The following is a 25,684-nucleotide window of genomic DNA, read 5'->3' as shown; positions in this document are numbered from 1 at the left end:
AGTTTCCCGTGACCAAGGTCGATGCCAAAGGCTTGAGAATTGGCGGCATTGGCTCTACAAATGTCATCGCCATGCCCGGTCCGTCGCCCCGCGCCGACCTGCCCTCGATCGACCACCCCATCACGGAGGCCCATTACCGATGCACGCACCCGACGACGACCTGGATACCGGTGCCCACACCTCCGGCTGGGGACTGAGCCGTCTGCACGCCGCGACATCGGTCAGGTGGGTGGCCAAGCTGTTGTCGTGGGTGGCCCTGCTTACCGGTGCCACGGCGCTCTGCGAATACCTGCTGGGCCAGCCATTGCTGGGCTATCTCTTTCCGGGCCTGATGGGCATGTCGCCATTGACGGCCATGGCGCTGTGCGGTCTGGCGCTGTCCAGCCTTCTGGGACGTCGCGCACGCCCCAGCTGGTTGCTCGCCGGCCTGGCTTCGAGCATCGCATTCGCCTTGCTGGGCGCACACCTGTTGCTCGGTGCCGACGTCTTGAGCGCGGCGGTGAACGCCTGGTTGTTTCCACCTTCGGCGCTCTTCATCGGCAGCGTTTCGCCGGCCACGGCGAGCTGCCTGGCTTTGCTGGGCGTGGCCCGCATGGCTCAGCTCGCTGGCCGCCACAAAGCCTGCGATGTGCTTGCCCTGCTCGCCTTCGGCGTGGCCGGCATCGGCCTGTTGGGTTACGCCTACGGTGTGAAGGATTTGTACTCGGTGCTGCTGTTCAATGCCATGGCAGTCCACACCGCAGCGGCACTGGCCTGCCTGGCCGTTTCGATGATGCTGTTCCAGGCCGACCAGGGTTGGCTGAACGTGGTCACGCTGAGCAATCGTGCGGGCGCGGTCACCCGTCGGCAATTGCTGCTCACGGCCATCCTGCCGGTGATCGGCTGGCTGTTGCTGTCGGCCATCAACGCTCGCGCCATCGGTGCGCCCGCCGCCCTGGCCCTGGTCGTGGCAACGGTATTTCTGCCGCTGGTCATCCTGATCGTCAAGGACGGCCGGGTCACTGCCCGACTGGACCTGCAACGGCAGAAGCAGCGTCGCCTGGAAACCACCATCAGGCAGCGTCTGGAACTGGAGCTGGATCAGAAGCGCGCCGAACTGGAACAGGAGTCGGCGCAACGCATCGTCGCCGAACAGGCGATGAACCGCGCCCAACGCCTGGATGCAGTCGGCCAACTGACGGGCGGTATCGCCCACGATTTCAACAACCTGCTGATGGGCATTTCCGGCAACCTCGAGCTGCTGCATCGCCATGTAGAGAGTGATCCCAAGGCCTCGAAGTACGTGACACGGGCGACGCTGTCCACCGAAAAGGGCATTCGTCTGACCGGGCAGCTGCTGGCGTTCTCGCGTACACAACGGCTCAACGTATCGGCGGTCAACCTTGCCGACACCGTCACCGCCGCCTTCGAACTGGTCGGTAACGCACTGGGCCCCGACATCAATATCGACATGCAGACGCCTGACCGCAGCCTGTTCGTCAGCACCGACCCGTTGCAATTGGAAATGGCCATACTCAACCTCGCGCTGAACGCCAGGGACGCGATGCCCGATGGGGGTTGGTTCACCGTCAAATGCTTGCCAACATCGCCGCTGGGCACGCCACCCAGCGTCTCGATCCGGGTCAGCGACAGCGGTACCGGCATGTCGGCGGAAGTCCTGGCCAAGGCGTGCGAACCGTTCTTCACCACCAAGGAGTCGGGCCGCGGCACCGGGCTGGGCCTGGCGCAGGTCTACGGACTGTGCCGTCAATGTGGTGGCGACCTGAAGATCACCAGTGAGCAGGGCCAAGGCTCGACCTTCGAATTGGTGCTGCCGATGGCCGAGCGTCCGCGCGCGAATTCGATCAGCGCACCGCCGACCAGCGTCGCGGCGCCGCTCGCCCCCCTCGCCCTGCCGGTGCTGGTGGTCGACGATGACGATGCAGTGCGCACCGTACTGGTCGACGATCTGCGTGTACGTGGCTATCAGGTGCTGGAGGCCGATCGTGGTGGCAAGGCCCTGGCGATACTGGGCAACACGCGCTGCGCCGCAGCCGTCATCGACTTCCTGATGCCGGAGATGAATGGCGCCGAGCTGGCGCGCAAGGCACGCCAGCTCGTGCCCCAGCTACCGATCATCTTCATCAGTGGCTATGCCGACACCCTTGCACTGGATGCTATCGCCGGCGCCGTGGTGCTGCGCAAACCGTTCGAACTCGACGAGCTGGACCGACTGGTCAGAGAGTTGGCAGGCGCGCCTGGGCCGAAGGCCTGACGGTGAAGGGCGCCTGGCCGATTTGTGCTCCGCAGAAAACGCGCCTGAAAGCACTGCCAAAGCGCCCCTTTCAAAAAAATCGGAACCTTCCGCCAAACAGGGCGACCTAAACACAGCGTACGTACCATGCCTACGCCATGGCTGCCTCTTGGGTCTGAGCCAGACCGTCCACCAAGGAGATTTTGAAATGACCGACGCTCATAAAGAAACGATCAAGGTACTCAACGACCTCATCGAAACATCGAAAGATGGTGAGGCTGGTTTCAAGGATCTCGCCGAAAACACCAACAACCCTGAGCTGAAGGCAGTCTTCGCAGCCGCCGCTTCCGACACCGCCAGCGGTGCTGCAGAACTGCAGAACGAGGTACGCAAGCTGGGTGGCGAACCCGAAACCACCACCAGCGTTGCAGGCGATCTGCACCGTCGTTGGGTCGACCTGAAGTCGGCCATCACCGGCAAGGACGACGTCGCACTGCTCAACGAAGCAGAGCGCGGCGAAGACGTTGCCAAGAAGAGCTACACCAAAGCGCTGGAAAACCATGACGTGACCCCTGAGGTACGCGCCGTGATCCAGAAGCAGTTCGATGGCGTCATGCGCAACCATGACAAGATCAAGGCACTGCGTGACGCAGCTCGCGCTCAGAAATGAGTGAGGGGCTTGGGCGGCTGCCAAGGCCGCCCGAGCCGTGCTTTACCCGCAACGCCCCCCGCCTTGACAACATCCCCGCCGTTACCCGATCGACTCAACGTGTCACATAGCCCATGACTGGGGCCGGTACTTTGACGTCGCCCTGAAAGCGATGCCATTCCTTGTCGATTTCCTTGTAACTCATGAACACACTCACCCGCTTGGCGTCGGCCAGATCGGTATTGGTCATGGACTGGGTGTAGCGCGTCGGCACGAATGCCACCGTGATGCCAACTACCGAGCCGTCATCCGCATACACCGGACCACCCGACATGCCCATGGCACTCGGACCGTCGTGGATGGAATAGAGCACGCCATCGTTGAGGTTGCTCAGCAACAGTTTGCCCTCCTTCACCTTGCCGCTGCCTTTGACGGGCATCAGCAGTGGACTGAAGCCGACGGCGGTGACGTTTTCGCCGACCGATGCCTGACGCCAGTGGGGAGCCGCTGCAGCCTTGCGCTTGATGAAGACCACATCGCCACGACCACGGTGCGCAACGTCACTGAGATAAGGGGTGTGCTTGGCAGAAACCGCGTAGTCCTCATTCCATTGCACGGCCGAGGCCTGATACAGGAGAGGGGCGGGAAGACTCGAGGTGACCATGAAAGCGTCTTTGTAGGCGGCATCGCTGACAAAGGGAGTTGGCATGCCATTGCAGCCGGAAAGAAGCAGGCCGAACATCAGGCAGATAGATCGATTCATCGTGTTCCAGTGTAGCAATCCCATTTCTGGGACTATTAAAGCAACCTTGCTTGCGTGGTTCTCATCCCTCTGGATGAGAATGGATTCGCTTGCGCGAGCGTTTGTAAAGACCCTGGAAACCGGCGCGTTGATGGGTGCGCTACGCGGTGTTCCAGGCCGCCATTGTTCCCTGGCGATCCTGTCGGATCGTGATTGACAGCGTGATCGGGTGTTGGTGGGCATGACGGCCAGGCCTTGAGAGCCTTTACCGAGCATGCCTAGCCAACCAAAGTCGCAACGCGCCAAGGTGCGGAAGCGAAACGACCAGTGATGACATTATGCCATCATTCATTGAAGACTGGCAACTAGATAGTGGCTCATAGCCATTTATCTCGTTGCACAGTGAGAGGGGTATCGGACCGGTCGGGGAAGTCTTTAATATCACTACGCTACTACTGTGACGTAGTTCCGATATCGCTGTCAGACGACAGCATGACCCTTGCGCCGCACACCTATCCCCAAGGGGGCACATCGACGAAGCGCGATTCGATCCATGCCTTGAATGCCAGGACGGTCGCCGCCGGAAACTTCGCAGAGGGTCGTATCAGGTAGATTCCGCCCACCGAGTCCAGTCGCCAGTCGGGCAGTATCTGAACCAGTTCACCCGATGCCAGTTGACGGCTCATCAGCCATTCGCCCGCGCCCAGAATGCCCGTGCCAGCCATTGCGGCGCTCAGCAGGGTTTCGCTGTCGTTGGATGTCAGTGTGCCTTGGGTCGTCACGCTTTCCTGACGGCCCGCGCGGTGCAGTTTCCATTCCGGAAACGACGCCAGCCCGCTGAAGCGCAGGCAGTTGTGCTGGATCAGATCTGCAGGCGTCAGCGGCATGCCGCAGCGTTCCACGTATGCAGGAGACGCACAGAGAATGCGGCGGTGCTCGCAGAGCTTGTTGGCGATCAATCGGCTGTCATCCAGCTCGCCGATGCGCAGGGCCAGGTCATAGCCTTGCTCGATGATATCGACAACGTGTTCGCTGTAGTCGGCCACAATCGAAACACCGGGGTGTGCGCTGAGGAACTCGGGCAACAGTGGGGCCACCCACAGCCGCCCCATGGCGGCCGGCAGCGCCAGGCGCAGGACCCCGCGCACCTGGGCGACGCCTGAGGTGGCCTGCTGCTCGGCTTCGACAATCTGGCTCAGGGCTGCGCGCAGGCGCTGTTCCAGCTTGGCGCCGACTTCGGTAATCCGGACCTGGCGCGTGGAGCGTTCCATGAGGCGCACGCCCAACCGCTTCTCCATGGCGGCCAGACGCTTGGAGATCACCGTGGGATGACGCTGGAGCAATCGACCGGCAGCAACGAACGAGCCCTGACTGGCCACGGCGAGGAAGGCGGCGATCTCGTCGCTGTGCTGACTGTCGAGCAGATCCGGAGTCATGGGACGAGAATGATTGTCCCGGCCGACTGACCCGATTCGAGCGCCTCATGGGCGCGAGCCGCTTCGGTCAAGGGATAGGTCTTCCAGATCCGCGGGGTGATGATGCCCGCCTCGACCGCCGCCAGCACGTCGGCCGCGCGCTCCTGGTATTCGGCTGTGGAAGCCGTGTGCGCGACGATGGAAGGCCGGGTCAGGAACAGCGACCCCTTGCCATTGAGGGTCGACAGTTCGACCGCGCCAGGCGCACCCGACGATGCGCCGAACGACACCATCAATCCGCGCGGACGCAGGCTGTCCAGCGACGCTTCGAAGGAGATGCGACCAATCGGGTCGTAGACCACATCGACCTTGCGGCCCTGGGTGAGCTTCGCCACGTCTGCGGCGAGCGTGGCCGCATCGAATACCAGCACCTCGTCGCAGCCCACCGCCTTTGCCCGCTCGACACTCTCGGGTTTCGACACTACGCCGATGACGTACGCCCCCAGGTGCTTGGCCCACTGCCCCATGATCTGCCCCAGGCCACCGGCGACACCGTACAGCAGCATCGTCGTCCCAGGACCTACCGGGTAGGTGGACTTCAACAGATATTGTGCAGTGATGCCCTTGAACAGCACCGCCGCCGCCTGATCGAAGGTGACCCCATCGGGCAGCTTCACCAGTCGGTCGGCCGGATAGAGCCGTTGCGCCGCATAGCCGCCCAAGGGCCCGGTGGCATAGGCAACGCGGTCGCCTGGCTGCACGTTGGTTACGCCTGGGCCCACCGAGATCACGGTGCCTGCGCCTTCCAGGCCCAAGCCGGACGGCAGCGGGACCTTGACCGCACCGTTGCGCTGGGTGACGTCGAGATAATTCACGCCAATGGCCGCCTGTTGCAGCCACGCCTGCCCTTCACCCGGCGCCTGCTCGACCACGGTGTCTTCCCACAGTACGGAGGAATCACCGGGTTGATTGAAACGGATCACTGCGGCCATGTCGTTCTCCAGTCGGTCAGTAGTGCCGACGAGTATGGAAACGCGCTCGGCGTTTCACAAGACGGTGAATCTGCAGTATATACCTGCACTGGGTGCAGCAATGATCAGTTGACGATTGCCCTGTTGTACTCGGACCGATTGCCTGACGTTGCGCGTTTGTTTACCGTTCAGGCCGCGGGTCGACACTCGGTGCATCGCTTACAGGGGCACGTCATGGCTGTAGTTGCAGACAAAGGCACGACTTCCATAGGCCTGGTGCACGAAGCCCTGCACGGGGCAGTGCAGCGCGGATTCGACATCCAGCCGGTGCTGCGAGACGCGGGCATCGACCCAGGGTTGCTCGATGCGCCCCAGGCCAGAGTCTCCGCAGTCGCGTTTTCTCGACTCTGGATTGCGCTGGCCAATGCGCTGGACGACGAGTTTTTCGCCATCGACAGCCATCCGCTGCGCAGAGGCAGCTTTCGCCTCATGTGCCACGTCGCCCTGGGCTGCCACTCGCTGGAGCAGGCGCTGCGGCGAATCCTGATGTTTCTGCGCAGCGCCCTGGACGATGTCTACGGCGAGCTGACGTACGAAGACGACTCGGCGGTGCTGGTCATTCACGACCACGGCGTGGAAAGACGCCTGTTCAGCTATGGCACCTGGCTGATCCTGGTGCACGGACTGCTCTGCTGGCTGGGCGGCCGGCGCTTGCCTATCCAAAGCATCGGCTTCCGTGCGGCACAACCTTTGGACGACAGCGACTATCGCCTGCGCTTCTGCGAGTCGCTGGTGTTCGGTGTCGCCCAGACCACCGTCCGGTTCGATCGCAGCCTCCTCGCCCTCAAAGTCGTGCAGACACCCGCAACCCTCACACCTTTCCTGGAAGAATCGCCCGGCAATTTGCTGGTCAAGTACCGCAACGATGAAAGCACGGGAGCAAGGGTTCGTCAGAAGCTTCGCGGTGTGGATCCGGAGGACTGGCCTGAGTTCGACCGGTTGGCGAAATCGCTGGGCACGTCGAGTTCGACACTGCAACGACGGTTGCACATCGAAGGCTTGAGCTACCAGCGCCTGAAAGATGACCTTCGCCGGGACATGGCCATTCATCTGCTTGGCCGTGAAGAGCTGACAGTGGTCGAAGTGGCACTGCAAACCGGTTTTCAGGACGCCAGCGCCTTCCATCGGGCCTTCAAGAAGTGGACGGGCGTCAGTCCCGGTTGCTATCGCCGCACCGAAGCCGATCAAACATGAGCACTGGCTGTTCGCCACTCTGAAATAAGCAAACCGTCCCGCCTGTCCCTGCCTGGGGACTGTCCAAACACCCCAATCAGAACGACGACTTTGGACATGGGCCTATTCCATGCCGGCGCCTACGATAGCCGAACTCCAGCCATGGCCGCTGCCCAAGGCCTGGTCGGCGGAACACCTGTGCACTTCAAAACAAGAATAAAACCGAAGGAGACACGCTATGCAACCCGTGAACGTATTCGCGCTGGCAAAGGATTCAAGATTCAACCGCTTCCATGGCCTGATCCTGTTCTGGTGCGTGCTCATCCTGATCATCGACGGCTATGACCTCGCCGTTGTGGGTGCGGCACTGCCGGCCATCATGAAGGACATGAACATCGAGGCCACCAGTGCCGGCATCATGGCCGGCTCGGCGCTGTTTGGCACCATGCTCGGCGCGATCTTTCTCGGCACGCTGGCCGATCGCATCGGTCGGCCGAAAATGACGGCCATCTGCGTTGCGCTGTTCAGTCTGTTCACTGCGGGTGCCGGGCTGACCAACGACCCCATCAGCTTCAGCATCATGCGTTTCATCGCAGGGCTGGGTATCGGCGGCGTGCTGCCGATCTGCACCGCGCAGATGGGCGAGTTTTCGCCATTGAAACTGCGCACCCGCCTGGTGACGCTGGTATTCGCCGGTTATTCCGTGGGTGGCATCCTGGTCGCCCTTACCGCAAAACAGCTGATCGAAAGTCACGGCTGGCAATGGGTGTTCTACGTCGCTGGCCTGCCCGTGATTCTCATCCCGTTCATTCTCAAGAGCATGCCTGATTCCATCGGCTACATGCTCAAACAGGGCCAGCAGGACGCACTCAGGGAGGTGGCGAGAAAGCTCGATCCCGGCAACATGATTCCCGACGATGCGCTTATGGCCGGCAACCCGGAGATCCTCGATAAACAAAATTCCCCCGTGCGCAACCTGTTCGCCGATGGCCGCGGTTTCAGCACGGTCATGATCTGGGCGGCATTCATGACCGGGTTGTTCATGGTCTACGCGCTGAACTCCTGGCTGACCAAGCTGATGGCGATGGCGGGTTTCAGCCTGGGATCGGCGCTGAATTTCGTGATCGTGTTCAACGTCGGCGCCATCGTCGGCGCGCTGGGCGGTGGCTGGCTGGGCGACAGGTTCAACATCAAGCGTGTGCTGGTGTGCTTCTACATCGTCGGCGCCCTGGCGCTGGTCATGCTTGCCTACACCCGCTCGCCTACCCTGCTCTACGCCGTGGTGTTCACGGTCGGCGCATCGACTCTGGGCACGCAACTGCTGGCCTACGCCTACGCCGGTGATTTCTACCCTTCGACCATCAGGGCCACCGGCGTCGGCTTTGCATCGGGCGTCGGCCGCATAGGCGCCATCGTAGCCCCGGTGCTGATCGGCTGGTTGATCTCGATGCACTTGCCGCTGGAGCAGAACTTCATGGCCATCGCCCTTGCCGGGCTGATCGGTGCGGCAGCGGTTTCGCTGATCAATCAGTCCCTCGCCGATTCTTCCCAGGCGCGCTCGACCCGCCGTGCGCCACCGGCCACCGACGGTGCGGCCTTGAATCGCGCCACCTCCAAATCCACCTGACTCGAGGCACTTATGAATCGACTGTCTCAACCGCCGTCAAGCCCCGCCCTGGTTGTGGAGGCTGTGGACTGGGCGATCAGGTCTCGGCGCAGCATCCGGGCGTTTCTTCCTGACCCCGTGGCCCAGGAAGACGTGGAAAGCATCCTCGATGTCGCCCGCTTCTGCGCGACGGGGGTGAACATGCAGCCTTGGCGTGTGCACGTGGTCACTGGCGACGCCAAACGGCAGCTGTCCAACGCCATAGCGGATATAGACAACGATCCCGCCCATGCCAACCAGCTGCTCGCCCCCTACGAGTACTACCCCAGGGAGTGGGTGACGCCCTACGTGGACAGGAAAAAGAAGGTCGGCTGGGAGCTGTACGGACTGCTCGGTATTGCCAAGGGCGACAAGCAGCGCATGCACGAACAGCACGGCCGCAACTATCGGTTTTTCGACGCGCCGGTAGGTCTGCTGTTCACCATCGACCGCGTGCTCCAGCAAGGAAGCCTGCTGGACTACGGGATGTTCCTGCAGAGCGTGATGGTGGCTGCCAGGGCTCGTGGGTTGCACACGTGCCCTCAGGCCGCCTTTCTGAAGTATCACCACGTCATCGCCGAAGTCCTTGGCATTCCCGACGAGCAAATGCTGGTCTGCGGCATGAGCCTGGGCTATGCGGACGCTTCCAGCATCGAGAACGAGCTGGTCACCGAGCGCGAAGCGGTGAGTGCATTCACCACCTTTCATCACAATAACAAAGAGACTCGCCCATGAAGCCTGCAGCCCTCAACGAGTGCCTCGACAAGACCCCGGCCAATCACCTCCCCCTTACCCCGTTGGGTTTTCTGGAAAGGGCTGCGCTGGCCCATCCGACACGGGCCGCGGTGGTGTATGGATCCATCACCCGGACCTGGGCGCAGACGCGAGAGCGCTGCCTGCGACTGGCCAGCGCTCTGGTCGCTCGGGGATTGGGCGCTGGCGATACCGTCTCCATTCTGTGCCCGAATACGCCGGCCATGCTCGAAGCGCATTTCGGCATCCCGTTATCGGGCGCAGTGCTCAACACCATCAACTGCCGGCTCGATGCCGAAGGCGTGGCGTTCATCCTCCGTCATGCCGAGTCCAAGGCCGTTCTGGTGGATCGCGAATACGCGAGCCTGGTTGCGGCGGCGCTCGAGCGCCTGGATCAGGCGCTGATCGTGATCGATATCGACGACCCCTTCGCGCCGTTGGGGCCATCGATCGGCGTGGTGGGCTATGAAGAGCTGCTCGCCAATGGCGATCCGGATTTTGCCGGCGTCTGGCCTGTCGATGAGTGGCACCCTATCGCCCTGAACTACACCTCCGGCACCACGGGCGATCCCAAGGGGGTCGTCACCAGCCACCGCGCGACCTATCTGATGAGCCTGCTGCAGATGACCAACTGGCCGCTGCCGCGTGCGCCGCGTTACCTGTGGACGTTGCCGATGTTCCATGCCAACGGTTGGTGTTTTACCTGGGCGATCACCGCAGCGGCGGGCACTCATGTGTGCATGCGCAAGGTCAGCGTCGAGGCCGTGTTCGATGCCATCGACGCCCACGGCGTGGACCATTTCTGCGCCGCACCCGTGGTCATGGCCATGATTGCCGATGCGCGTGATCGCGAGGTGTTGCGATCACCTGTGCGCGTGCTCACGGCCGGCTCCCCCCCACCGGCTTCGGTGCTCAGCGCCGTGGTTGCACTGGGCTTCGACGTGGATCACGTCTATGGCATCACCGAGGTATCCGGGACCCCGGTGAGCTGCGTGTGGCAAGACGGCTGGGACGCGCTGACGGACAGCGAGCAGCGCGCCTTCCGGGTTCGCCAAGGCACGCGAGCGGCAACGTTCGAAGGGATGATGGTGGCCGATCCGGACACCTTGATCGCGGTACCGCACGATGGTGTCACTACCGGCGAGCTGTTGCTGCGCGGCAATACCGTGATGATGGGATACCTGAAGAACGTGTCGGCCACCGGCAAAGCATTCGCGGGTGGATGGTTTCACACGGGCGACATTGCCGTGGTGCATGAAGGCGGCTACGTGCAGATCACCGATCGCTCCAAGGACGTCATCATCTCGGGCGGCGAGAACATCTCCTCGATCGAAGTCGAGGATGTCATCCACTGCCATCCCAGCGTCCTGCACGCGGCTGTCGTGGCCCAGCCCGACGACAAATGGGGTGAGGTACCGTGCGCCTTCATCGAACTCAAGGCCGGTGTCGCGGCGCCCACCGGTGCCGAGCTGATCGCGTTCTGCCAAACGCGACTGGCCAGGTTCAAATGCCCGCGGCAGGTCATCTTCACGGAGCTGCCGAAGACGGCCACGGGCAAAATCCAGAAATTCGTGCTGCGCGAGCGTGCAGGTAGCAAGGCTGCCATCTCGAGGCTTGCGTCCGGCGGGTGAAGCCGTTTGCGAACGTCCGTTCGATGCATAGGGGCAGTGTTCAACCCTTCCCGAGCACTGCCGCTGATGTTACCCATCGGATGGACCCTGCCCGGTATGAGTGCAGGATTCCCATTCTGGAGCACACTATTGCGCTCTCAAAAACGCACCAAAGAAAAATTACTAGTGAAAACATTTAGTTACTGACAGCGGCCTGATTATTGCTTCGTTTGAGACGTCGCGCCCCACGCGACATCTGTTTCCTCCAGCGCCCCCACGCACTGGGCGACCCGGCCCCAACGATGCGGCTGCGGTCACAAGCGAAACGCTCGTCACCCGTTCAGCCGACAGCGTCGTCGGTATGTGAGATCAGGCCCTACCCCCCCTCGCCTGCATCTCATCCAGACCCCACTCCATTGCTTTTCCGGTGCTTGCACGGGCAGCCCATTCGGCTGTCCGCGAACCGGCAGGCGATGGCACGCAGGGCTGGTTCCAGGAGCACTGAGCATGGCTATCAATCGTCGTACCTTCCTGCGTTCGTCCGCCATTTCCGCTGCCGCACTGTCGGCGCTGAGCTTCAAGAGCCTGTCGGCCTTCGCCGCCGACGACGCCATCAAGATCGCCTCGCTGTACGACAGCTCGGGTGGCCTGGACATCTACGGCAAGCCGATCGTGGACGCGCTGACATTCGCCACCGAGGAACTCAATGCCCAGGGCGGTCTGCTCGGTCGGCCGTTGAACCTGATCAAATACGACACCCAGTCCAACATGCAGCTGTACGCCCAATACGCCCAGCAGGCGGCGCTCAAGGATCGCGCCGCCGTGGTGCACGCGGGCATCACCTCGGCGTCACGCGAGGTGGTACGGCCGGTACTGGACCGCTACAAGACACTGTACTTCTACGACAACCAGTACGAAGGCGGCGTGTGTGATCGCAACTTCTTCGGCACCGGCGTGACGCCGGGGCAGACCGTGGAGAAGCTGGTGTCCCACGTGACCCAGAAGTGGGGCAAGAAGGTCTATATCGTGGCGGCGGACTACAACTACGGGCAGATCGTCACCGCCTGGGTGAAGAAGTACGTCGAGCAGGCCGGCGGTTCGAGCGTGGGTGTCGAGTTCTTCCCGCTGGACGTGACCAACTTCGGCGCGACCATTTCGAAGATCCAGGAAGCCAAGCCGGACTTCGTCTGGTCGGCCCTGGTCGGCGGCGCGCACATGTCGTTCTACCGCCAGTGGAAGGCCGCCGGCATGACCGGCAAGCTGCCGATCGCCTCGACCACCTTCGCCGGTGGCAACGAGCACATCGTGCTCTCGCCCGAAGAATGCAATGGCATCCTGATCTGCCAGAACTACGTGCAGGAACTGCAGACCCCGCTCAACACGGCGTTCGTCGAACGCTTCCACAAGCGCTTCGGATCCGACTACCCGTACATCACCGAACTGGCCATGGGCGCTTATCAGGGCATGATGCTGTGGGCCGAGGGCGTGCGCCAGGCCGGTTCCATCGAACGCATGGCGGTCATCGAAGCGCTGGAGAAAGGCATCAGCCTGGACCTGCCCAGCGGCAAGGTCAGCATCGACCCGGCCACCCACCACTGCATTCTGGACGTACACATCGCCGAGGTGCGCGATCGCCGCCTCGAGGTGGTCGAGAGCTTCGCCCAACAGGCGCCTTCGGACACCGCCGCAGTCTGCGACCTGATCAAGAACCCCCGTGATGCCAAGCAATACAGCATCGCGCTGTAAGGAGACGGACATGGATTGGGCTGCGATTTTTTCCCTGCAGATAGTCGGCGCCATCGCCACGCTGGTGCTGCTCAGCATCGGCCTGGCGGTGGTGTTCGGCATGATGAAGATCATCAACCTGGCGCATGGCGAGTTCATGATGCTCGGCGGCTACGTCGCCGTCCTGGCCACCCACCACTGGCACGTGCCGATCTGGATCTCGATCCTGGTGCTGGCGCCGCTCACGGTGGGCCTGTTCGGCATGCTGGTCGAACGCCTGCTGATTCGTCATCTGTACGGCCGCATGATCGACACCATGCTGGCCACCTGGGGCTTGAGCCTGGCGCTGACCGGTACGGCAACCATGCTGTTCGGCAACACCACGGTGGGCATCAGTTCACCGTTGCCGGGCATTACCCTGGGCGCCTATCAAACCAGTGGCTACGGACTGTTCGTGATTGCCGTGGCCGTGGCGGTCCTGCTGGGCCTGTGGGCGCTGCTGCGCTTCACCCAGTTTGGCCTGTGCGCGCGGGCGACCATGCAGAACGCCAAGATGGCCGCCGCCCTGGGCGCCAACCCCGGGCGCATCTACAGCCTTACCTTTGGCCTGGGTGCGGCTTTGGCCGGGCTCGGTGGCGCGGTCCTCGCGCCACTTACCGGGGTGATCCCGACGCTGGGCGCCAGCTACATCGCCAAGGCCTTCATCACCGTGATCGGCGGCGGCAGCGCAGTCATTACCGGCACGCTGAGTGCAGCCGGGGCGTTCGGCGTCATCAGCCAAGTGGTGACTTTCTTCAGCACCCCGGTGTTCGGTGAAGTGGCCTTGCTGCTGGCCGCCATCGTGCTGATCCGCGTGTTGCCCCAAGGCATCACCGGTCGTTTCTTTCGGAGGGCGTTCTGATGCTTGTTGCATTTCGTGATGTGCTGCCGGTGCTGGGCTGTGTGCTCGCTGCCGTACTGGTCGGCGTGCTACCGCAGTGGCTGGACCTGTTCACCCTGCTCTCGCTGACCATCTACCTGGTCATGGCCTTGCTGGCGCTGAGCCTGGCGTTCATCTGGGGCTTTGGCGGCATCCTGTGTTTCGGCCAGGCCGCGTTCTTCGGCCTGGGTGCCTATGCCTATGCCATCGGCGTGCTGAACATCGGCGACAGTACCTGGCCGGTACTGCTGGCCATTGCCGTGCCCGCACTGTTCGCCGCGGCCATGGGCTATTTCATGTTCTACGGCGGCATCAGTGATGTGTACTTGGGCGTGATCACCTTGGCGGTGACGTTGATTCTGTTCAACGTGATGAACTCCACCTCGGGCAGCGAATACCACATCGGCAGCGCGCTGCTGGGTGGTTTCAATGGCATTCCGGCGATCCCGACGCTCAACGTGCCGTTCGATCCGCAGCGCGTGCTGGAGCCTGAAACCCTGTTCCAGGTGATCGGCGGCGCCTTGATTCTCTGCTACCTGGGTCTGCGCGGGCTGCTCGCCAGCCGCTTCGGCAAGGTGGTCGTGGCCATCCGTGAAAACGAGCAGCGTGCCGGGCTGTTGGGCTACGACACGCGCCTGCACAAGCTGATCGTGTTCAGCCTGGGCGGCGGCATTGCCGGGCTGGCCGGATGCCTGTTCGCCAACTGGGGTGCGTTCGTCAGCCCAGGCGTGTTTGGCCTGGCACAGTCGGCGCAGATCATCATCTGGGTCATCGTCGGCGGCCGCGGCACCTTGTTCGGGCCAATCCTGGCGTGCATCGGACTGCAGGCGCTGATGGCGCGACTGGGCGAACAGCAAACGGTCGACAGTGGCCTGGTGCTGGGGGCGATTCTGCTGACCTTCGTCATGCTGCTGCCGCGCGGCTTGCTGCCAAGCCTGAGCTCACTGGCCAAGCGCGTATTTACGCGCCGCGCCGCTACCGCCACGGTCGTGCCACAGGAGGGCGGCGTATGAACGTGCTTCTGCAAACCCAAGGCCTGGGCGTCAGTTTCGGCGGAGTGCATGCCGTCAAGGCGGTGGATTTCACCCTTGAACGTGGTGAGCTGCGCTGCCTCATCGGCCCCAACGGTGCGGGTAAAAGCACCTTCTTCAAACTGCTCAGCGGGCAGTTGAAGCCTTCCCACGGCAACTGTCACTTCCAAGGCGAACGCATCAGCGGCCTGCCGCCGCACCGCATCGCCCGCATGGGCATCGGCATCAAGACCCAGACGCCCAGCGTGTTCGACGGCCTGGATGTGTTCGAGAACCTGCGGCTGGCCGCCAGCCGCACGCAGGGTGCCGATCAGGCCCGGCAAACCGCCGAACAGACCCTGCAACGCATCGATCTGAGCGAACACCGTCATCGTCTGGTGGGCGACCTTGCCCATGGCCAGCGTCAATGGGTAGAACTGGGCATGATTCTGGCCTCGCGGCCGACGCTGGTGCTGCTGGACGAGCCGGCCGCCGGCATGACCTATCAGGAAGTGCGCAAGACCGCAGCGCTGATCAAGGAGATCAATGCGCACAGCACCGTGGTAGTGGTCGAGCATGACATGGAGTTCATCCGCCTGATCGCCGGCACGGTCACCGTGTTCAACCAGGGGGCAATCCTCGCCCAGGGCAGCTTTGCCGAGGTGACTCAGGACCCGTTGGTGCGCGAAGCCTATCTGGGCAAACAGGAGATCAAACATGCTTGAAGTCAACGGATTGTGTTCCGGCTACGGACGCGTGCCGGTGCTGCGCGACATTGGTCTGCGCAGCGCCACCGACAGCTGCATCGGCGTGTTCGGCCGTAACGGTATGGGCAAGACCACCCTGCTGCGCGCGCTGATCGGCGAGTTGCCGGCGCTGTCAGGCAGCGTGCGGTTCGCCGGCCAGGACCTGAGCCGCGCCGACGCCAGCCAGCGGGCACGGGCCGGCATCGGCTACGTGCCCCAGGGCCGACAGATTTTCCCGTTCCTCACTGTTGGCGAAAACCTGCGCATGGGCTGCGTGAAGCACTTCGCTGAGGCCGGCGCCACCATCGAGCGGATCCTGGCGTATTTCCCGCGGCTGCAACGGCTGCTCGACCAGCCCGGCGGTGCATTGTCCGGCGGCGAACAACAGCTGCTGGCCCTGGCTCGCTGCCTGTGCGGCAACCCGAAGCTGATTCTGCTCGATGAACCGACCGAGGGCATCCAGCCCTCCATCTGCGACGAGATCATCGAAACCCTGCAGCGCCTGCGTCGCGAACAGGGCCTGGGGATCATTCTGGTGGAGCAGGACATCGACTTCCTGACGGCCCTGGCCGACCGCATCCTGATCATCGAGAACGGCCAACTGGTCGACGAAGTCGACCCTGCCAGCACCACTGCCGAAGCGCTTGCCGAGCGTTTCATGGGCTTTCATTCTTAAGGATTCATCGTCATGTCCATTCAACGTCCAACCCAGGCCGAACTTGCCGAAACCGGCAACCAACTGGGCCTGCATCTGCCAGCGCCGTTACTGGCGCAGTATGCCGACATCCTCGAAGCGGTCTGGCAGGACTATGACCGCCTGGATCAACTGCAACCTGCCAGCGTGCCGCAGCGGTACCCCAGGAATGCCGGGCAGATTCCCGCACCGGCGCAGAACCCCTACAACGCCTGGTACGTGCGCACCGACCTGCACGGCGCTGCCGACGGCAAGCTCGCAGGCAAGCGCGTCGCCCTCAAGGACAACATCTGCCTGGCCGGTGTGCCCATGATGAATGGTTCGTCGACCCTGCAAGGTTACGTCCCCGATGTCGACGCCACCGTGGCCACGCGCGTGCTGGACGCCGGCGGCAGCATTCTGGGCAAGGCCCATTGCGAGTTTTTCTGCGTATCGGGCAGCAGCCACACCAACGCCACCGGCGCGGTGCACAACCCGCGCAACCCAGGGCATTCGACCGGGGGGTCGTCGTCGGGATGCGCCGCGCTGATCGTCGCCGGTGAAGTGGACCTGGCCATCGGCACCGATCAAGGCGGCTCGGTGCGCATTCCAGCGGCCTACTCGGGCATCTACGGTATGAAGCCGACCCACGGACTGGTGCCCTACACCGGCATCATGCCCATCGAAATGACCCTGGACCATGCCGGCGTCATGAGCGCCACGGTGGCCGACAGCGCACTGATGCTCGAAGCACTGGCCGGCGCCGACGGCCTGGATCCGCGCCAGGATCGGCAGATGCCGGTACAGTCCTATACCCAGGCCCTGGGCGCAGGTGTTGCGGGCCTGCGCATCGGCGTGGTCAGCGAGGGCTTCGGCCACGCCAATTCCGAAGCCGATGTCGACGCCGCCGTGCGCCGCGCCGCCGGTCTGTTCGCCGAATGGGGCGCGCTGGTGGACGAGGTTTCCATCCCCCTGCACGCACTGGGCCATGCCATCTGGACACCGATTGCCGTGGAGGGCACCACGCAGCTGCTGCGCGGCTACAATTACGGTTCCAATTGGAAGGGCTTGTACGTGGAGAGCCTGATGCGCGCGCAACAAGATTGGCAACAGCAAGCCGACGCCTTCCCTCACGATCTGAAAACCTGCCTGCTGGCCGGCCATTATGCCCACCAGCGATTCGCCGGCCAGTTCTATGCCAAGGCGCAGAACGCTGCACGCCAGCTGCGCGCCGCCTACGACGAGCAGTTCACCCGCTACGATCTGCTGCTGATGCCAACGGTGCCACTCAAGGCACCCAAGCTTCCCGCAGCCGATGCCACGCCCGCAACCTGGGTCAATCGTGCCCTGGAAATGAACGCCAACACCGCACCGTTCGATGTGACCGGCCACCCGGCCATGTCGATTCCCTGCGGATTGGCCCAGGGGTTGCCGGTGGGTTTGATGCTCATCGCCCGCGATTACCATGAGGCGACCCTTTACCAGGCTGCGCATCACTTCGAACAGCATATCGATTGGGAAAGCCTGACCTCATGAGCGGCGAAGACTACAAGGTAGGCCTGCTGTTTTCCCGGGCCAGCCTGACGGCGGCGTCGGAAACCGCCCAGGCCAATGCCACGCACCTGGCCATCGGCGAAATCAATGACAGCGGCGGCCTCGACGGCCGGCGCCTGCTGGCCATCGACGGCGACCCCGGCGGCGACCCGAACAATTACCGCGACAGCGCACTGCAGCTGTGCGACCAGCATCAGGTGCAGGTGCTGTTCGGCACGCACATGTCGAGCACACGCAAGGTGGTTCTGCCGGTGGTCGAAAGCCGTCGTCGATTGCTGTTCTACCCAACCCTGTACGAAGGTTTCGAATACTCGCCGTACTGCTTCTATACCGGCTCGGCACCCAACCAGAACTCCCTGCAGCTGGCCCGCTACGTGCTGGAAACCCATGGCGGGCGGGTGCTGTTCGTCGGGGGCTCTTATGTCTACCCCTACGAATCGAACCGCATCATGCGCGAGCTGTTCGAACAGGCCGGCGGCGAGGTCGTCGACGAGATCTACCTGCCCTTCCACGCCACCGCCGAAGATTTCGACCGGGTCATGCAGCGGGTGCGCGAAACCGCTCCCGATGCCATCTACTCGACCATCGTCGGCAGCGACATTCCATCGCTGCACCGCGCCTATCGCCAGGCGGGGTTCGATCCTGCGGTCGTGCCCATCGTCAGCCTGGCCACCAACGAGGTCGACGTGCAAGCCATGAGCGACGAGGAAGCCGAAGGCCACATCTCCGCCGCGCCTTGGTTCTCGACCTTGCAGACGCCGGCCAGCCAGGCGTTCGTGGCACGCTACCGTGCGCGCTTCGGCGAACACGCCGCGATTACCTCGGGTGCCGAAGCGGCCTACTTTCAGGTTCACCTGTTCGCGCAAGCCGCGCGCCGCGCGTCCGATGACTCAGTGCAGGCCCTGCGCGAAGCACTGGCCGGGGCAAGCTTCGAGGCGCCTCAAGGCACCGTGCAGATCGACGCCCAGACCCAGCACACCTGGCTGTGGCCACGCATCGCCCGGCTCGACCAGCGACGGCGATTCCAGTTGGTGCTGGAGAGCGCCGAAGCCGTGCAGCCGAGCCCCTATATGGTCGACTACCAGATGGACGTGCAGCCATGACCTGCCGGAGGCCGAGATGACCAGCGCGCCGTCCCTGCTGCGCGAACTCAAGGGCCTGCGCGTACTGGTGATTCACCCACAAGACGGTGAGGCACGCATCGTGCTCGACCAACTGCAGCGCATCGGCTGCATCGTCGAACAACGCTGGCCGGTGCCCACCACGCTGCCCGAAGCGGTCGACGTGGTGCTGCTGGCCGTGGAACTGAGCCAGCGGTTGAACACGCAAACCTTGGTGGAAGGCCTGAGCGAGCAGGCGCCGCCAATCATCGCCGTGGTCGGTTACGAGAACCCGTCGATGCTGCAACTGGTGCTGGAGACGCAACCGGCGGCGGTCATCGAGCGGCCCCTGCGGCCCTTCGGCCTGCTGACCCAGTTGCTGATGGCGCGGGCCGCCTGGCGGGCGCGCATCGACATGCTCGCCGAGTTGCGCAAGCTGCAAAGCCGGCAACCGGCCGTGTCGAAAATCTCCATGGCCAAGGCGCTGTTGATGGCGCGCCATCGCCTGGGCGAGAACGATGCCCATCGGCGCCTGCAACGCGAAGCCATGACGCGCCGCACCAGCATGGAGGCCATCGCCCAGCAGATCATCGATGCCGATCAACCTGCCGAACCCGAACAGCCGCTGCCCTAGCCCTGCGCTGAACCAGCGCCCCCAACCACAAGAATACGAGGTCACCCCATGCAAGGATTCACCTTCAGCAGCACTGCCCACCTCATCTGCGCCACCGGCAGCGCCGCCGCCCTGGCCGAACAGTGCGCCAGCCGCGGCGCCCAGCGGGTATTGCTGGTCACCGATGCCGGCATCCTCAAGCACGGCCTGCTCGACAGCGTGCTGCCGGGCTTCGCCACTGCGGGCATCGAACTGGCGGTGTACAGCGACGTGCTCGCCGACCCGGCGGAAGCGTTGGTGCTGGCAGCCACCGAGCAGGCCCGGGGCATACAAGCCGACCTGATCGTCGGCTTCGGCGGCGGCAGCTCCATGGACACCGCCAAACTGGTCGCCTACCTGGCACACCCTGGGCAGCGGCAGAGCCTGAGCGACATCTACGGCGTGAACCAGGCCACCGGCCCGCGTTTGCCATTGATTCAGGTACCCACCACCGCGGGCACGGGTTCGGAAGTCACGCCCATCTCCATCGTCACCACGGCCACCGGCAAGTCCGGTGTGGTGGCGAACCAGCTGTTGCCGGACCTGGCAATTCTCGACGCGCAATTGACCATCGGCCTGCCCGCCCCGGTCACCGCTGCCACCGGCATCGACGCCATGGTGCACGCCATCGAGGCCTACACCAGCAAGCACCGCAAGAACCCGCTCTCCGACCTGCTGGCGCGCGAAGCCTTGCGCCTGTTGGCGGCGAACCTGGAACGCGCGGTCAATACACCGCAGGACCTGGAAGCCCGCCAGGCGATGTTGCTGGGTGCCTGCCTGGCCGGCCAGGCCTTCGCCAACGCACCCGTCGCCGCCGTGCACGCCCTGGCCTACCCGCTGGGTGTCAGCTTTCACCTGCCCCACGGCCTGTCCAATGCGCTGGTACTGCAGCAAGTGCTGCGCTTCAACCTGCCGGCCGCCCAGGGCCTGTACGCCGAGCTGGCGCCCTTGGTGCTGGGCGAGCGCCTGCAACCGGGCGATGCGGCGCAGCAGTTCATCGACGAACTGCTCAGGCTTCATGTGGCCACCGGCCTGCCGCTGCGCCTGGGTGATGCCGGAGTGACCCGCGAGAGCCTGCCGCAACTGGCTCGCAGCGCAATGCTGCAACAGCGCCTGCTGGTCAACAACCCGCGCGAAGTCAGCGAGGCCGATGCGCTGGCAATCTATACCGCGGCGTTCTAGGTCGCTGCCGACCACGGCGCCTCCCGTGCTGCACGGCAGACAGCCCCATACCAAGGGGCTGTCTGACTGCGAGCAACCCATCGCATCAACTCCATCAATGTTTACTATCGTGAAAGTCCGCTTTCTTTTCGCGGTGCCAGACGTTTATATGCGCGACTTATAGCAACTGTCTCGCTTTGGAGCTTCACGTGTACGCCCGCCCTGATTTGAAATACTCGCTTCTGTTCGCTTTGGCCAAATGTTCGATTGCTGGCTTGTCGTTTGCCATGGTGTGGTTGGACATCGCAGTCTTTCATACCGATATCCTTGAAATATCGTTTACCGAGATCACCCAGGAGCTCATGCTCGCGTTGTGCGCCCTGTTGTTCTGGAGCGCACCGGGACCGGCCCGCAAAGGCGGCTTCGAATACCTCGCCGCAGGATTTTTCGCCTGCCTGCTGACCCGCGAGCTGGACGGTCTGTTCGACCCCATCAGTCACAGTGCCTGGCTGTGGCCTTTTCTGGCTATCGCTGCAGTCGCCATAGGCAGCGCGGCAAGTGCCAGACACAGACGGCAAACCCTGCAGTCCCTGGGCGCTTTCCTGCGCACGCCAACGTTCGCCGCGCTGGCCACGGGCTTTGCGGTGCTGATCTTTTCGAGGATTTTCGGCATGGGTGCGTTCTGGCACCAGGTCATGGGTGACGGCTACCAGCGCCTGGCGAAAACCACGGCTGAAGAAGGTGTGGAGCTGCTGGCGTATGGCATCTGGCTATGCGCGAGCTTCGAGTATTGGGTCAAATGCCGGCTTGGCGAAAGCTGGAGTCCTCAAACCGCAACGTCTTGACGTGGAGTCCGCCGATGACTATTCGATCGCCCGTACTGTTCGTGTCCCATGGTTCCCCCATGTTCGCGGTCGAGCCCGGCCTGGCTGGCAAACACCTGGCCGAGCTGGGTCGTAAGTTGCCGCGGCCCGAAGCCATCGTCATCCTTTCCCCGCATTGGATGACCCGCAGTGACATCCGCGTGACCGCCAGTGCAGCCCCGCCGACGATTCACGATTTCGGCGGCTTCCCCGACGCCCTGTATCGGATTCAATACCCAGCACCGGGCGCACCGGCCCTGGCCGCGCGGATCGTCGACATGCTGCAGGCCGGCGGCTGGCAATCCCGCCTGGATGCCGAGCGGGGCCTGGACCACGGTGCCTGGGTACCCCTGCTGTATCTGGCGCCAGCCGCGGACATCCCGGTGATACAGGTCTCCATGCCGGCGTCGCTCGACACCCGCGAAGCATGGAAGCTGGGCCAGGCGCTCAAGCCACTGCGCGACATGAACGTGTTGATCGTGGCCTCCGGCAGCCTGACGCACAACCTCTACGAGTTCCGCGGCGCCACGCCCCACGGCGCTCAATACGTCAAGGATTTCGCCGCCTGGACGGCGAAAACCCTGGCCTCGGGCAATCTGGATGCGCTGCTGGACTACCGGCAATACGCCCCCTCGGCAGAGCGCGCGCACCCCACGGACGAGCACTTCATGCCGTTGTTCATCGCCTTGGGCGCGGCGGGTGAGCAGTATGAAACGCGGGTGATCGAGGGCGGCGTGGAGTATGGGGTGTTGGCGATGGACAGTTATTTGTTCACGTAAGGGCATCACCCGAATGCTGGGTGTACGGGTGAAATGAACTTTGGCTGTACGGTATCACTGGCCCTGCCGTCAGGTAGTTTCACTGCTACAACATCCCAGAGACCATACGGACATGCTCATCGACCTCTTGCCTGCCTTCGCCCTTTTCGCTCTGGTGTCGTCCATCACTCCAGGTCCGAACAACACCATGCTGCTGGCTTCGGGGGTGAACTTCGGTTTCCTGCGCACCATTCCCCATGCCTTGGGCATCAGCCTGGGTTTTATGCTGCTGGTGCTGGCGGTAGGATTGGGCCTGGGTGAAATATTCACCGCCGTGCCTTGGACCTACACCGCCCTGCGCTGGATAGGCGCGGCCTACCTGCTTTACCTGGCATGGTGCATAGCCACCTCTGGCAGCATGAGCGAGGCAGGAGAACAGGACAGCACACCCATGACCTTCCTCGGCGCCGCCGCCTTTCAATGGGTGAATCCCAAGGCCTGGGTGATGGCAGTTGGCGCCATCACCACCTATGTGCCGGCGCAGGGTTACGTTTACAACGTGGTGGTCATCGCCGCGGTGTTTGCACTGGTCAACCTGCCCAGCGTCTGCGTCTGGGCCGGTTTCGGCAGTGTGTTGCGTAACGTGCTGCGCGTGCCGCGCTGGTTGCGGCTGTTCAACTGGGGCATGGCGGCGTTGCTGGTGCTGTCGTTGTATCCGTTGTTGCAGAGCCCGGCGCCGGTGTGAGGTGCTGGAAAGTCATCCGCGTATTAGCGTTCAGGCGATGTATTGGGCTATTCCCTGATGGCCCAGTCTTGGGATATGCAATGTAGGCGACGGTTTTACAACGCGCTTTTGCGCTAGAATTGTAGATACTATGTTTATACAAAACGCTTGTGACTGACTCGCCCTGTATCTACAATGTGTACACTTTTTCAGGAGATTGCCATGGAAGTCAAAGTGCAGCAGTGGGGCAATAGCGCGGCGATTCGCCTGCCGGCAACTGTGCTCAAGATGATGAATCTGGTCAGTGGCGATGTGCTGAAACTCGATGTGTCCGCCGAGGTTATGACCCTCAAGCCTGCGAAGGCCAAGCCGCGTTACTCGCTGGCCGAGCTGATGGCGCAGTGTGACTTGAGCGCGCCGGAACCTGCCGACATGGCAGCGTGGGATGCCATGTCAGCCGTTGGGCGTGAAGCGTGAGGCGGGCCAAATTCAACCGTGGCGACATTGTGCGCCTGAACCTGAATCCCACCGCCGGCCGTGAGCAGCAAGGCGATTTTCGTCCAGCGCTGATCATTTCGCCTGCGGCCTTCAACGTATCGGGCTTGGTGCTGATCGCACCCATCACCCAAGGCGGGGATTTTTCCCGCCATGCCGGTTTTGCCGTGCCACTAAGCGGTTCCGGCACGGAGACGCAAGGCGTGGTGTTGTGCAATCAACTGCGCACCGTTGACCTTGAGGCTCGTGGGGGCAAACGCGTAGAGACCGCCCCCGAGGTGGTGATGGACGATGTACTGGCCCGCATTCAGGTGTTGGTTGAGTAAGGAAAACAATACCAGCGCCTGCTCTCGCTGAAGAACCCATGGGAAAATACGCTGCAATATCGGCAGCGACACCCACCGGCCCACACTGGATAGACCCATGAAATACAGCATCCTGGCTTCGCTATTGGCTTTGAGCCTGAACGCATCGGCCGCTCAACAGAGTCTTGATCTACCCAGTTGCGACATCAAAGCCCAGCGCGAGCTGGTGGGCGAAACAGGTGGCAAGATCACCGACCCTCGACAAGCCCACATCTCGGTACGAGCCAACATTCTCAGCGCGGACATCGGCACCACGCGAAAAGCCCGCAAGATCAGCTAAGCTGAAGCCGACCGTATGATCGAACGTGTCGAAGCCGTCCTTCATCAAACCGACCAATTCGTACATCAGCAGGGCTTCTTGAGCGCAGCGGAAAAAGCCAGTTTCGACCGAGAGTTCGACAGCCTCGCCATGCATCTGTGCAAGTAGAAGGGTCGTGGTGAATAGGTCGATGGTATTCTCACAACGCGTATAAAACGCCCGACCCACAACACCGCAGCTCATCAAAGAAGAGCATCCGCAACCCAGCGAATCGATCGAAGAAGGTCAACCTCATGAAACTGAAAGCTGTTTACTATTGCACTGCTTTCCTGTGCGCCGCTACGTTGGCGGGTTGCTCCACCAACACGGTCGTCACGTTGCAGGACGGGACGCAGTACATCACCAAGGACGTACCTGACGCCAAAACGAAAGACGGCTTCTATGAGTTCGAAGATGTTTCGGGCAAGCAGGTAAGGGTCAAGGCAGATGAAGTGGCTACCGTGAAGGAAGAGGATTGATCCTGCCGTAACGCCTGGCCCCGGCGACACAGAGGATCACCGCCACGGTGACGCCGAACATGCCAAGGCTGACCTGTTCGTGCAGCAGTACTGCGGCCAGCGCTAGGCCAAAAAATGGTTGCAGCAGTTGTAGCTGGCCGACAGCAGCGATGCCGCCCTGCACCAGGCCGCGGTACCAGAACACGAAGCCGATCAGCATGCTGAACAGCGACACGTAAGCCAGGCTCAACCACGCTGGTGTGCTGATGCCGGAAAACGAAGCGGGCGCCAACCATGCTGTCAGTGGCATCACGACCGGCATCGCCAACACCAGCGCCCAGCAGATCACCTGCCAGCCACCCAATGTTTTGGAAATTTTTGCCCCTTCGGCATAGCCGAGGCCGCAGGCGAGAATCGCCAAGAGCATCAGAATGTCGCCGGTCGGCGAGGCTGTCAGCCCTTGGGTGACGGCAAACCCGACGACCAACAGACTGCCCAGCACCGAGAAAAACCAGAACACCGGCCGAGGGCGCTCGCCACCGCGCAGAACGCCGAACGCAGCAGTCGCCAGTGGCAACAAGCCGACGAACACAATGGAATGGGCCGACGTCACGTGCTGCAATGCCAACGCCGTCAGCAGCGGAAAACCGATCACGACGCCCATCGCCACAATGATCAAAGGCAATAACTGCTGACGTGCCGGTCGCCGTTCCTTGAACAACAAGAGCAGGCACAGCGCGAGCACGCCGGCGATGGCTGCCCGAGCCACGGTTAGAAATACCGGGTCGAATTCCAGCACAGCGATGCGAGTGGCGGGCAGCGAGCCGCTGAAGATCACGACACCGATGAGGCCATTGACCACTCCGCTCGCGGGTTTCACTGTTGCCTGGCTGTGCACGTCAGAGGTGCGTTCCATCGAGTGTCCACTCCAA

Annotated in this window: 27 protein-coding genes; 23 read left to right on the top strand and 4 right to left on the bottom strand. The window is 62.7% G+C overall.

Features of this window, described 5'->3' with window-relative positions; genetic code table 11:
• Positions 1–139: 139 nt before the first annotated feature.
• Together IFT98_RS06185 and IFT98_RS06180 are read left to right on the top strand one after the other, a co-directional pair.
• Positions 140–2,254, top strand: coding sequence for an ATP-binding protein (locus tag IFT98_RS06185; protein WP_192047770.1), 2,115 nt, complete (start codon positions 140–142; stop codon positions 2,252–2,254).
• Between the two features lie 187 nt (positions 2,255–2,441).
• On the top strand, positions 2,442–2,903 hold the full coding sequence (locus IFT98_RS06180; protein ID WP_122476136.1) for a PA2169 family four-helix-bundle protein: 462 nt from the start codon (positions 2,442–2,444) through the stop codon (positions 2,901–2,903).
• Between the two features lie 94 nt (positions 2,904–2,997).
• Here IFT98_RS06180 and IFT98_RS06175 read toward each other — a convergent pair whose 3' ends face one another.
• The 3 genes from IFT98_RS06175 to IFT98_RS06165 all read right to left on the bottom strand — a co-directional run bounded on the left by IFT98_RS06175 (position 2,998) and on the right by IFT98_RS06165 (position 6,031).
• The gene (locus IFT98_RS06175) at positions 2,998–3,645 is read right to left on the bottom strand and encodes a serine protease (protein WP_192047769.1); all 648 of its coding nucleotides are present in this window, start codon (positions 3,643–3,645) and stop codon (positions 2,998–3,000) included.
• Positions 3,646–4,136: 491 nt separating this feature from the next.
• Complete coding sequence (locus IFT98_RS06170; protein WP_192047768.1) at positions 4,137–5,060, bottom strand: LysR family transcriptional regulator; 924 nt, start codon at positions 5,058–5,060, stop codon at positions 4,137–4,139.
• Positions 5,057–6,031 (bottom strand): quinone oxidoreductase family protein, encoded by a 975-nt coding sequence (locus IFT98_RS06165; protein WP_192047767.1) that lies wholly within the window; start codon positions 6,029–6,031, stop codon positions 5,057–5,059. Before IFT98_RS06165 ends, IFT98_RS06170 begins: the two co-directional genes overlap by 4 nt.
• Positions 6,032–6,244: 213 nt before the next feature.
• Here IFT98_RS06165 and IFT98_RS06160 point away from each other — a divergent pair, with 213 nt between their 5' ends.
• The 21 genes from IFT98_RS06160 to IFT98_RS06065 all read left to right on the top strand — a co-directional run bounded on the left by IFT98_RS06160 (position 6,245) and on the right by IFT98_RS06065 (position 24,773).
• The gene (locus IFT98_RS06160) at positions 6,245–7,264 is read left to right on the top strand and encodes an AraC family transcriptional regulator (protein ID WP_192047766.1); all 1,020 of its coding nucleotides are present in this window, start codon (positions 6,245–6,247) and stop codon (positions 7,262–7,264) included.
• Between the two features lie 217 nt (positions 7,265–7,481).
• Positions 7,482–8,870: an MFS transporter gene (locus tag IFT98_RS06155; protein WP_192047765.1), complete on the top strand. Its 1,389-nt coding sequence runs from the start codon at positions 7,482–7,484 to the stop codon at positions 8,868–8,870.
• A 12-nt stretch (positions 8,871–8,882) separates the two neighbouring features.
• Positions 8,883–9,623 (top strand): nitroreductase, encoded by a 741-nt coding sequence (locus tag IFT98_RS06150; protein WP_192047764.1) that lies wholly within the window; start codon positions 8,883–8,885, stop codon positions 9,621–9,623.
• Positions 9,620–11,272: an AMP-binding protein gene (locus IFT98_RS06145; protein ID WP_192047763.1), complete on the top strand. Its 1,653-nt coding sequence runs from the start codon at positions 9,620–9,622 to the stop codon at positions 11,270–11,272. The genes IFT98_RS06150 and IFT98_RS06145 overlap by 4 nt, the downstream gene beginning before the upstream one ends.
• Before the next feature lie 486 nt (positions 11,273–11,758).
• The gene (locus IFT98_RS06140) at positions 11,759–12,997 is read left to right on the top strand and encodes an urea ABC transporter substrate-binding protein (RefSeq protein ID WP_192047762.1); all 1,239 of its coding nucleotides are present in this window, start codon (positions 11,759–11,761) and stop codon (positions 12,995–12,997) included.
• Positions 12,998–13,007: 10 nt separating this feature from the next.
• Positions 13,008–13,877, top strand: coding sequence for an ABC transporter permease subunit (locus IFT98_RS06135; protein WP_192047761.1), 870 nt, complete (start codon positions 13,008–13,010; stop codon positions 13,875–13,877).
• Positions 13,877–14,908, top strand: a complete 1,032-nt coding sequence (locus tag IFT98_RS06130) for an ABC transporter permease subunit (RefSeq protein ID WP_244650881.1) — start codon at positions 13,877–13,879, stop codon at positions 14,906–14,908. Before IFT98_RS06135 ends, IFT98_RS06130 begins: the two co-directional genes overlap by 1 nt.
• Positions 14,905–15,630: an ATP-binding cassette domain-containing protein gene (locus IFT98_RS06125; protein WP_192047760.1), complete on the top strand. Its 726-nt coding sequence runs from the start codon at positions 14,905–14,907 to the stop codon at positions 15,628–15,630. Before IFT98_RS06130 ends, IFT98_RS06125 begins: the two co-directional genes overlap by 4 nt.
• Positions 15,623–16,327, top strand: coding sequence for an ABC transporter ATP-binding protein (locus IFT98_RS06120; RefSeq protein ID WP_192047759.1), 705 nt, complete (start codon positions 15,623–15,625; stop codon positions 16,325–16,327). The genes IFT98_RS06125 and IFT98_RS06120 overlap by 8 nt, the downstream gene beginning before the upstream one ends.
• A 12-nt stretch (positions 16,328–16,339) precedes the next feature.
• Entirely contained in the window at positions 16,340–17,860 is a 1,521-nt protein-coding gene (locus IFT98_RS06115; RefSeq protein WP_192047758.1) for an amidase, read from the top strand.
• Entirely contained in the window at positions 17,857–18,981 is a 1,125-nt protein-coding gene (locus IFT98_RS06110; RefSeq protein WP_192047757.1) for a transporter substrate-binding domain-containing protein, read from the top strand. The genes IFT98_RS06115 and IFT98_RS06110 overlap by 4 nt, the downstream gene beginning before the upstream one ends.
• A gap of 16 nt (positions 18,982–18,997) precedes the next feature.
• Entirely contained in the window at positions 18,998–19,612 is a 615-nt protein-coding gene (locus IFT98_RS06105; protein ID WP_122476163.1) for an ANTAR domain-containing response regulator, read from the top strand.
• Between the two features lie 48 nt (positions 19,613–19,660).
• A complete protein-coding gene (locus IFT98_RS06100; RefSeq protein WP_192047756.1) occupies positions 19,661–20,812 on the top strand; it encodes an iron-containing alcohol dehydrogenase in 1,152 nt (383 codons plus the stop codon).
• A 254-nt stretch (positions 20,813–21,066) separates the two neighbouring features.
• Complete coding sequence (locus IFT98_RS06095) at positions 21,067–21,636, top strand: hypothetical protein (RefSeq protein WP_192047755.1); 570 nt, start codon at positions 21,067–21,069, stop codon at positions 21,634–21,636.
• A gap of 14 nt (positions 21,637–21,650) precedes the next feature.
• On the top strand, positions 21,651–22,433 hold the full coding sequence (locus IFT98_RS06090) for a DODA-type extradiol aromatic ring-opening family dioxygenase (protein ID WP_192047754.1): 783 nt from the start codon (positions 21,651–21,653) through the stop codon (positions 22,431–22,433).
• Between the two features lie 112 nt (positions 22,434–22,545).
• Positions 22,546–23,157 carry a LysE family translocator gene (locus IFT98_RS06085; protein ID WP_122713837.1) on the top strand — a complete coding sequence of 204 codons (612 nt, stop codon included), beginning with the start codon at positions 22,546–22,548 and terminating at the stop codon, positions 23,155–23,157.
• 201 nt (positions 23,158–23,358) lie between these two features.
• Positions 23,359–23,613 carry an AbrB/MazE/SpoVT family DNA-binding domain-containing protein gene (locus IFT98_RS06080; RefSeq protein ID WP_122476176.1) on the top strand — a complete coding sequence of 85 codons (255 nt, stop codon included), beginning with the start codon at positions 23,359–23,361 and terminating at the stop codon, positions 23,611–23,613.
• A 29-nt stretch (positions 23,614–23,642) separates the two neighbouring features.
• The gene (locus IFT98_RS06075; protein ID WP_446730812.1) at positions 23,643–23,957 is read left to right on the top strand and encodes a type II toxin-antitoxin system ChpB family toxin; all 315 of its coding nucleotides are present in this window, start codon (positions 23,643–23,645) and stop codon (positions 23,955–23,957) included.
• A gap of 97 nt (positions 23,958–24,054) precedes the next feature.
• Positions 24,055–24,276, top strand: coding sequence for a hypothetical protein (locus tag IFT98_RS20985; protein ID WP_244650879.1), 222 nt, complete (start codon positions 24,055–24,057; stop codon positions 24,274–24,276).
• A 15-nt stretch (positions 24,277–24,291) separates the two neighbouring features.
• Positions 24,292–24,423: a hypothetical protein gene (locus tag IFT98_RS21070; RefSeq protein ID WP_274603752.1), complete on the top strand. Its 132-nt coding sequence runs from the start codon at positions 24,292–24,294 to the stop codon at positions 24,421–24,423.
• Positions 24,424–24,548: 125 nt separating this feature from the next.
• The gene (locus IFT98_RS06065; RefSeq protein ID WP_122794940.1) at positions 24,549–24,773 is read left to right on the top strand and encodes a YgdI/YgdR family lipoprotein; all 225 of its coding nucleotides are present in this window, start codon (positions 24,549–24,551) and stop codon (positions 24,771–24,773) included.
• Here IFT98_RS06065 and IFT98_RS06060 read toward each other — a convergent pair.
• On the bottom strand, positions 24,751–25,668 hold the full coding sequence (locus IFT98_RS06060; RefSeq protein WP_192047752.1) for a DMT family transporter: 918 nt from the start codon (positions 25,666–25,668) through the stop codon (positions 24,751–24,753). The genes IFT98_RS06065 and IFT98_RS06060 overlap by 23 nt on opposite strands.
• Positions 25,669–25,684: the final 16 nt, after the last annotated feature.

Origin of the sequence: Pseudomonas sp. CFBP 8770, from assembly GCF_014841705.1 — a bacterium.
GTDB lineage: Bacteria > Pseudomonadota > Gammaproteobacteria > Pseudomonadales > Pseudomonadaceae > Aquipseudomonas.
The sequence above is the reverse complement of the archived record's forward strand: the minus strand, read 5'-3'. Positions and strand labels throughout refer to the sequence as shown.

What these genes read in the sequence shown, in the direction of transcription:
- IFT98_RS06185 (WP_192047770.1), top strand. Translation starts at nt 140, where the DNA reads ATGCACGCACCCGACGACGACCTGGATACCGGTGCCCACACCTCCGGC.
- IFT98_RS06180 (WP_122476136.1), top strand. Translation starts at nt 2,442, where the DNA reads ATGACCGACGCTCATAAAGAAACGATCAAGGTACTCAACGACCTCATC.
- IFT98_RS06175 (WP_192047769.1), bottom strand. Translation starts at nt 3,645, where the DNA reads ATGAATCGATCTATCTGCCTGATGTTCGGCCTGCTTCTTTCCGGCTGC.
- IFT98_RS06170 (WP_192047768.1), bottom strand. Translation starts at nt 5,060, where the DNA reads ATGACTCCGGATCTGCTCGACAGTCAGCACAGCGACGAGATCGCCGCC.
- IFT98_RS06165 (WP_192047767.1), bottom strand. Translation starts at nt 6,031, where the DNA reads ATGGCCGCAGTGATCCGTTTCAATCAACCCGGTGATTCCTCCGTACTG.
- IFT98_RS06160 (WP_192047766.1), top strand. Translation starts at nt 6,245, where the DNA reads ATGGCTGTAGTTGCAGACAAAGGCACGACTTCCATAGGCCTGGTGCAC.
- IFT98_RS06155 (WP_192047765.1), top strand. Translation starts at nt 7,482, where the DNA reads ATGCAACCCGTGAACGTATTCGCGCTGGCAAAGGATTCAAGATTCAAC.
- IFT98_RS06150 (WP_192047764.1), top strand. Translation starts at nt 8,883, where the DNA reads ATGAATCGACTGTCTCAACCGCCGTCAAGCCCCGCCCTGGTTGTGGAG.
- IFT98_RS06145 (WP_192047763.1), top strand. Translation starts at nt 9,620, where the DNA reads ATGAAGCCTGCAGCCCTCAACGAGTGCCTCGACAAGACCCCGGCCAAT.
- IFT98_RS06140 (WP_192047762.1), top strand. Translation starts at nt 11,759, where the DNA reads ATGGCTATCAATCGTCGTACCTTCCTGCGTTCGTCCGCCATTTCCGCT.
- IFT98_RS06135 (WP_192047761.1), top strand. Translation starts at nt 13,008, where the DNA reads ATGGATTGGGCTGCGATTTTTTCCCTGCAGATAGTCGGCGCCATCGCC.
- IFT98_RS06130 (WP_244650881.1), top strand. Translation starts at nt 13,877, where the DNA reads ATGCTTGTTGCATTTCGTGATGTGCTGCCGGTGCTGGGCTGTGTGCTC.
- IFT98_RS06125 (WP_192047760.1), top strand. Translation starts at nt 14,905, where the DNA reads ATGAACGTGCTTCTGCAAACCCAAGGCCTGGGCGTCAGTTTCGGCGGA.
- IFT98_RS06120 (WP_192047759.1), top strand. Translation starts at nt 15,623, where the DNA reads ATGCTTGAAGTCAACGGATTGTGTTCCGGCTACGGACGCGTGCCGGTG.
- IFT98_RS06115 (WP_192047758.1), top strand. Translation starts at nt 16,340, where the DNA reads ATGTCCATTCAACGTCCAACCCAGGCCGAACTTGCCGAAACCGGCAAC.
- IFT98_RS06110 (WP_192047757.1), top strand. Translation starts at nt 17,857, where the DNA reads ATGAGCGGCGAAGACTACAAGGTAGGCCTGCTGTTTTCCCGGGCCAGC.
- IFT98_RS06105 (WP_122476163.1), top strand. Translation starts at nt 18,998, where the DNA reads ATGACCAGCGCGCCGTCCCTGCTGCGCGAACTCAAGGGCCTGCGCGTA.
- IFT98_RS06100 (WP_192047756.1), top strand. Translation starts at nt 19,661, where the DNA reads ATGCAAGGATTCACCTTCAGCAGCACTGCCCACCTCATCTGCGCCACC.
- IFT98_RS06090 (WP_192047754.1), top strand. Translation starts at nt 21,651, where the DNA reads ATGACTATTCGATCGCCCGTACTGTTCGTGTCCCATGGTTCCCCCATG.
- IFT98_RS06085 (WP_122713837.1), top strand. Translation starts at nt 22,546, where the DNA reads ATGCTCATCGACCTCTTGCCTGCCTTCGCCCTTTTCGCTCTGGTGTCG.
- IFT98_RS06080 (WP_122476176.1), top strand. Translation starts at nt 23,359, where the DNA reads ATGGAAGTCAAAGTGCAGCAGTGGGGCAATAGCGCGGCGATTCGCCTG.
- IFT98_RS20985 (WP_244650879.1), top strand. Translation starts at nt 24,055, where the DNA reads ATGAAATACAGCATCCTGGCTTCGCTATTGGCTTTGAGCCTGAACGCA.
- IFT98_RS21070 (WP_274603752.1), top strand. Translation starts at nt 24,292, where the DNA reads ATGATCGAACGTGTCGAAGCCGTCCTTCATCAAACCGACCAATTCGTA.
- IFT98_RS06065 (WP_122794940.1), top strand. Translation starts at nt 24,549, where the DNA reads ATGAAACTGAAAGCTGTTTACTATTGCACTGCTTTCCTGTGCGCCGCT.
- IFT98_RS06060 (WP_192047752.1), bottom strand. Translation starts at nt 25,668, where the DNA reads ATGGAACGCACCTCTGACGTGCACAGCCAGGCAACAGTGAAACCCGCG.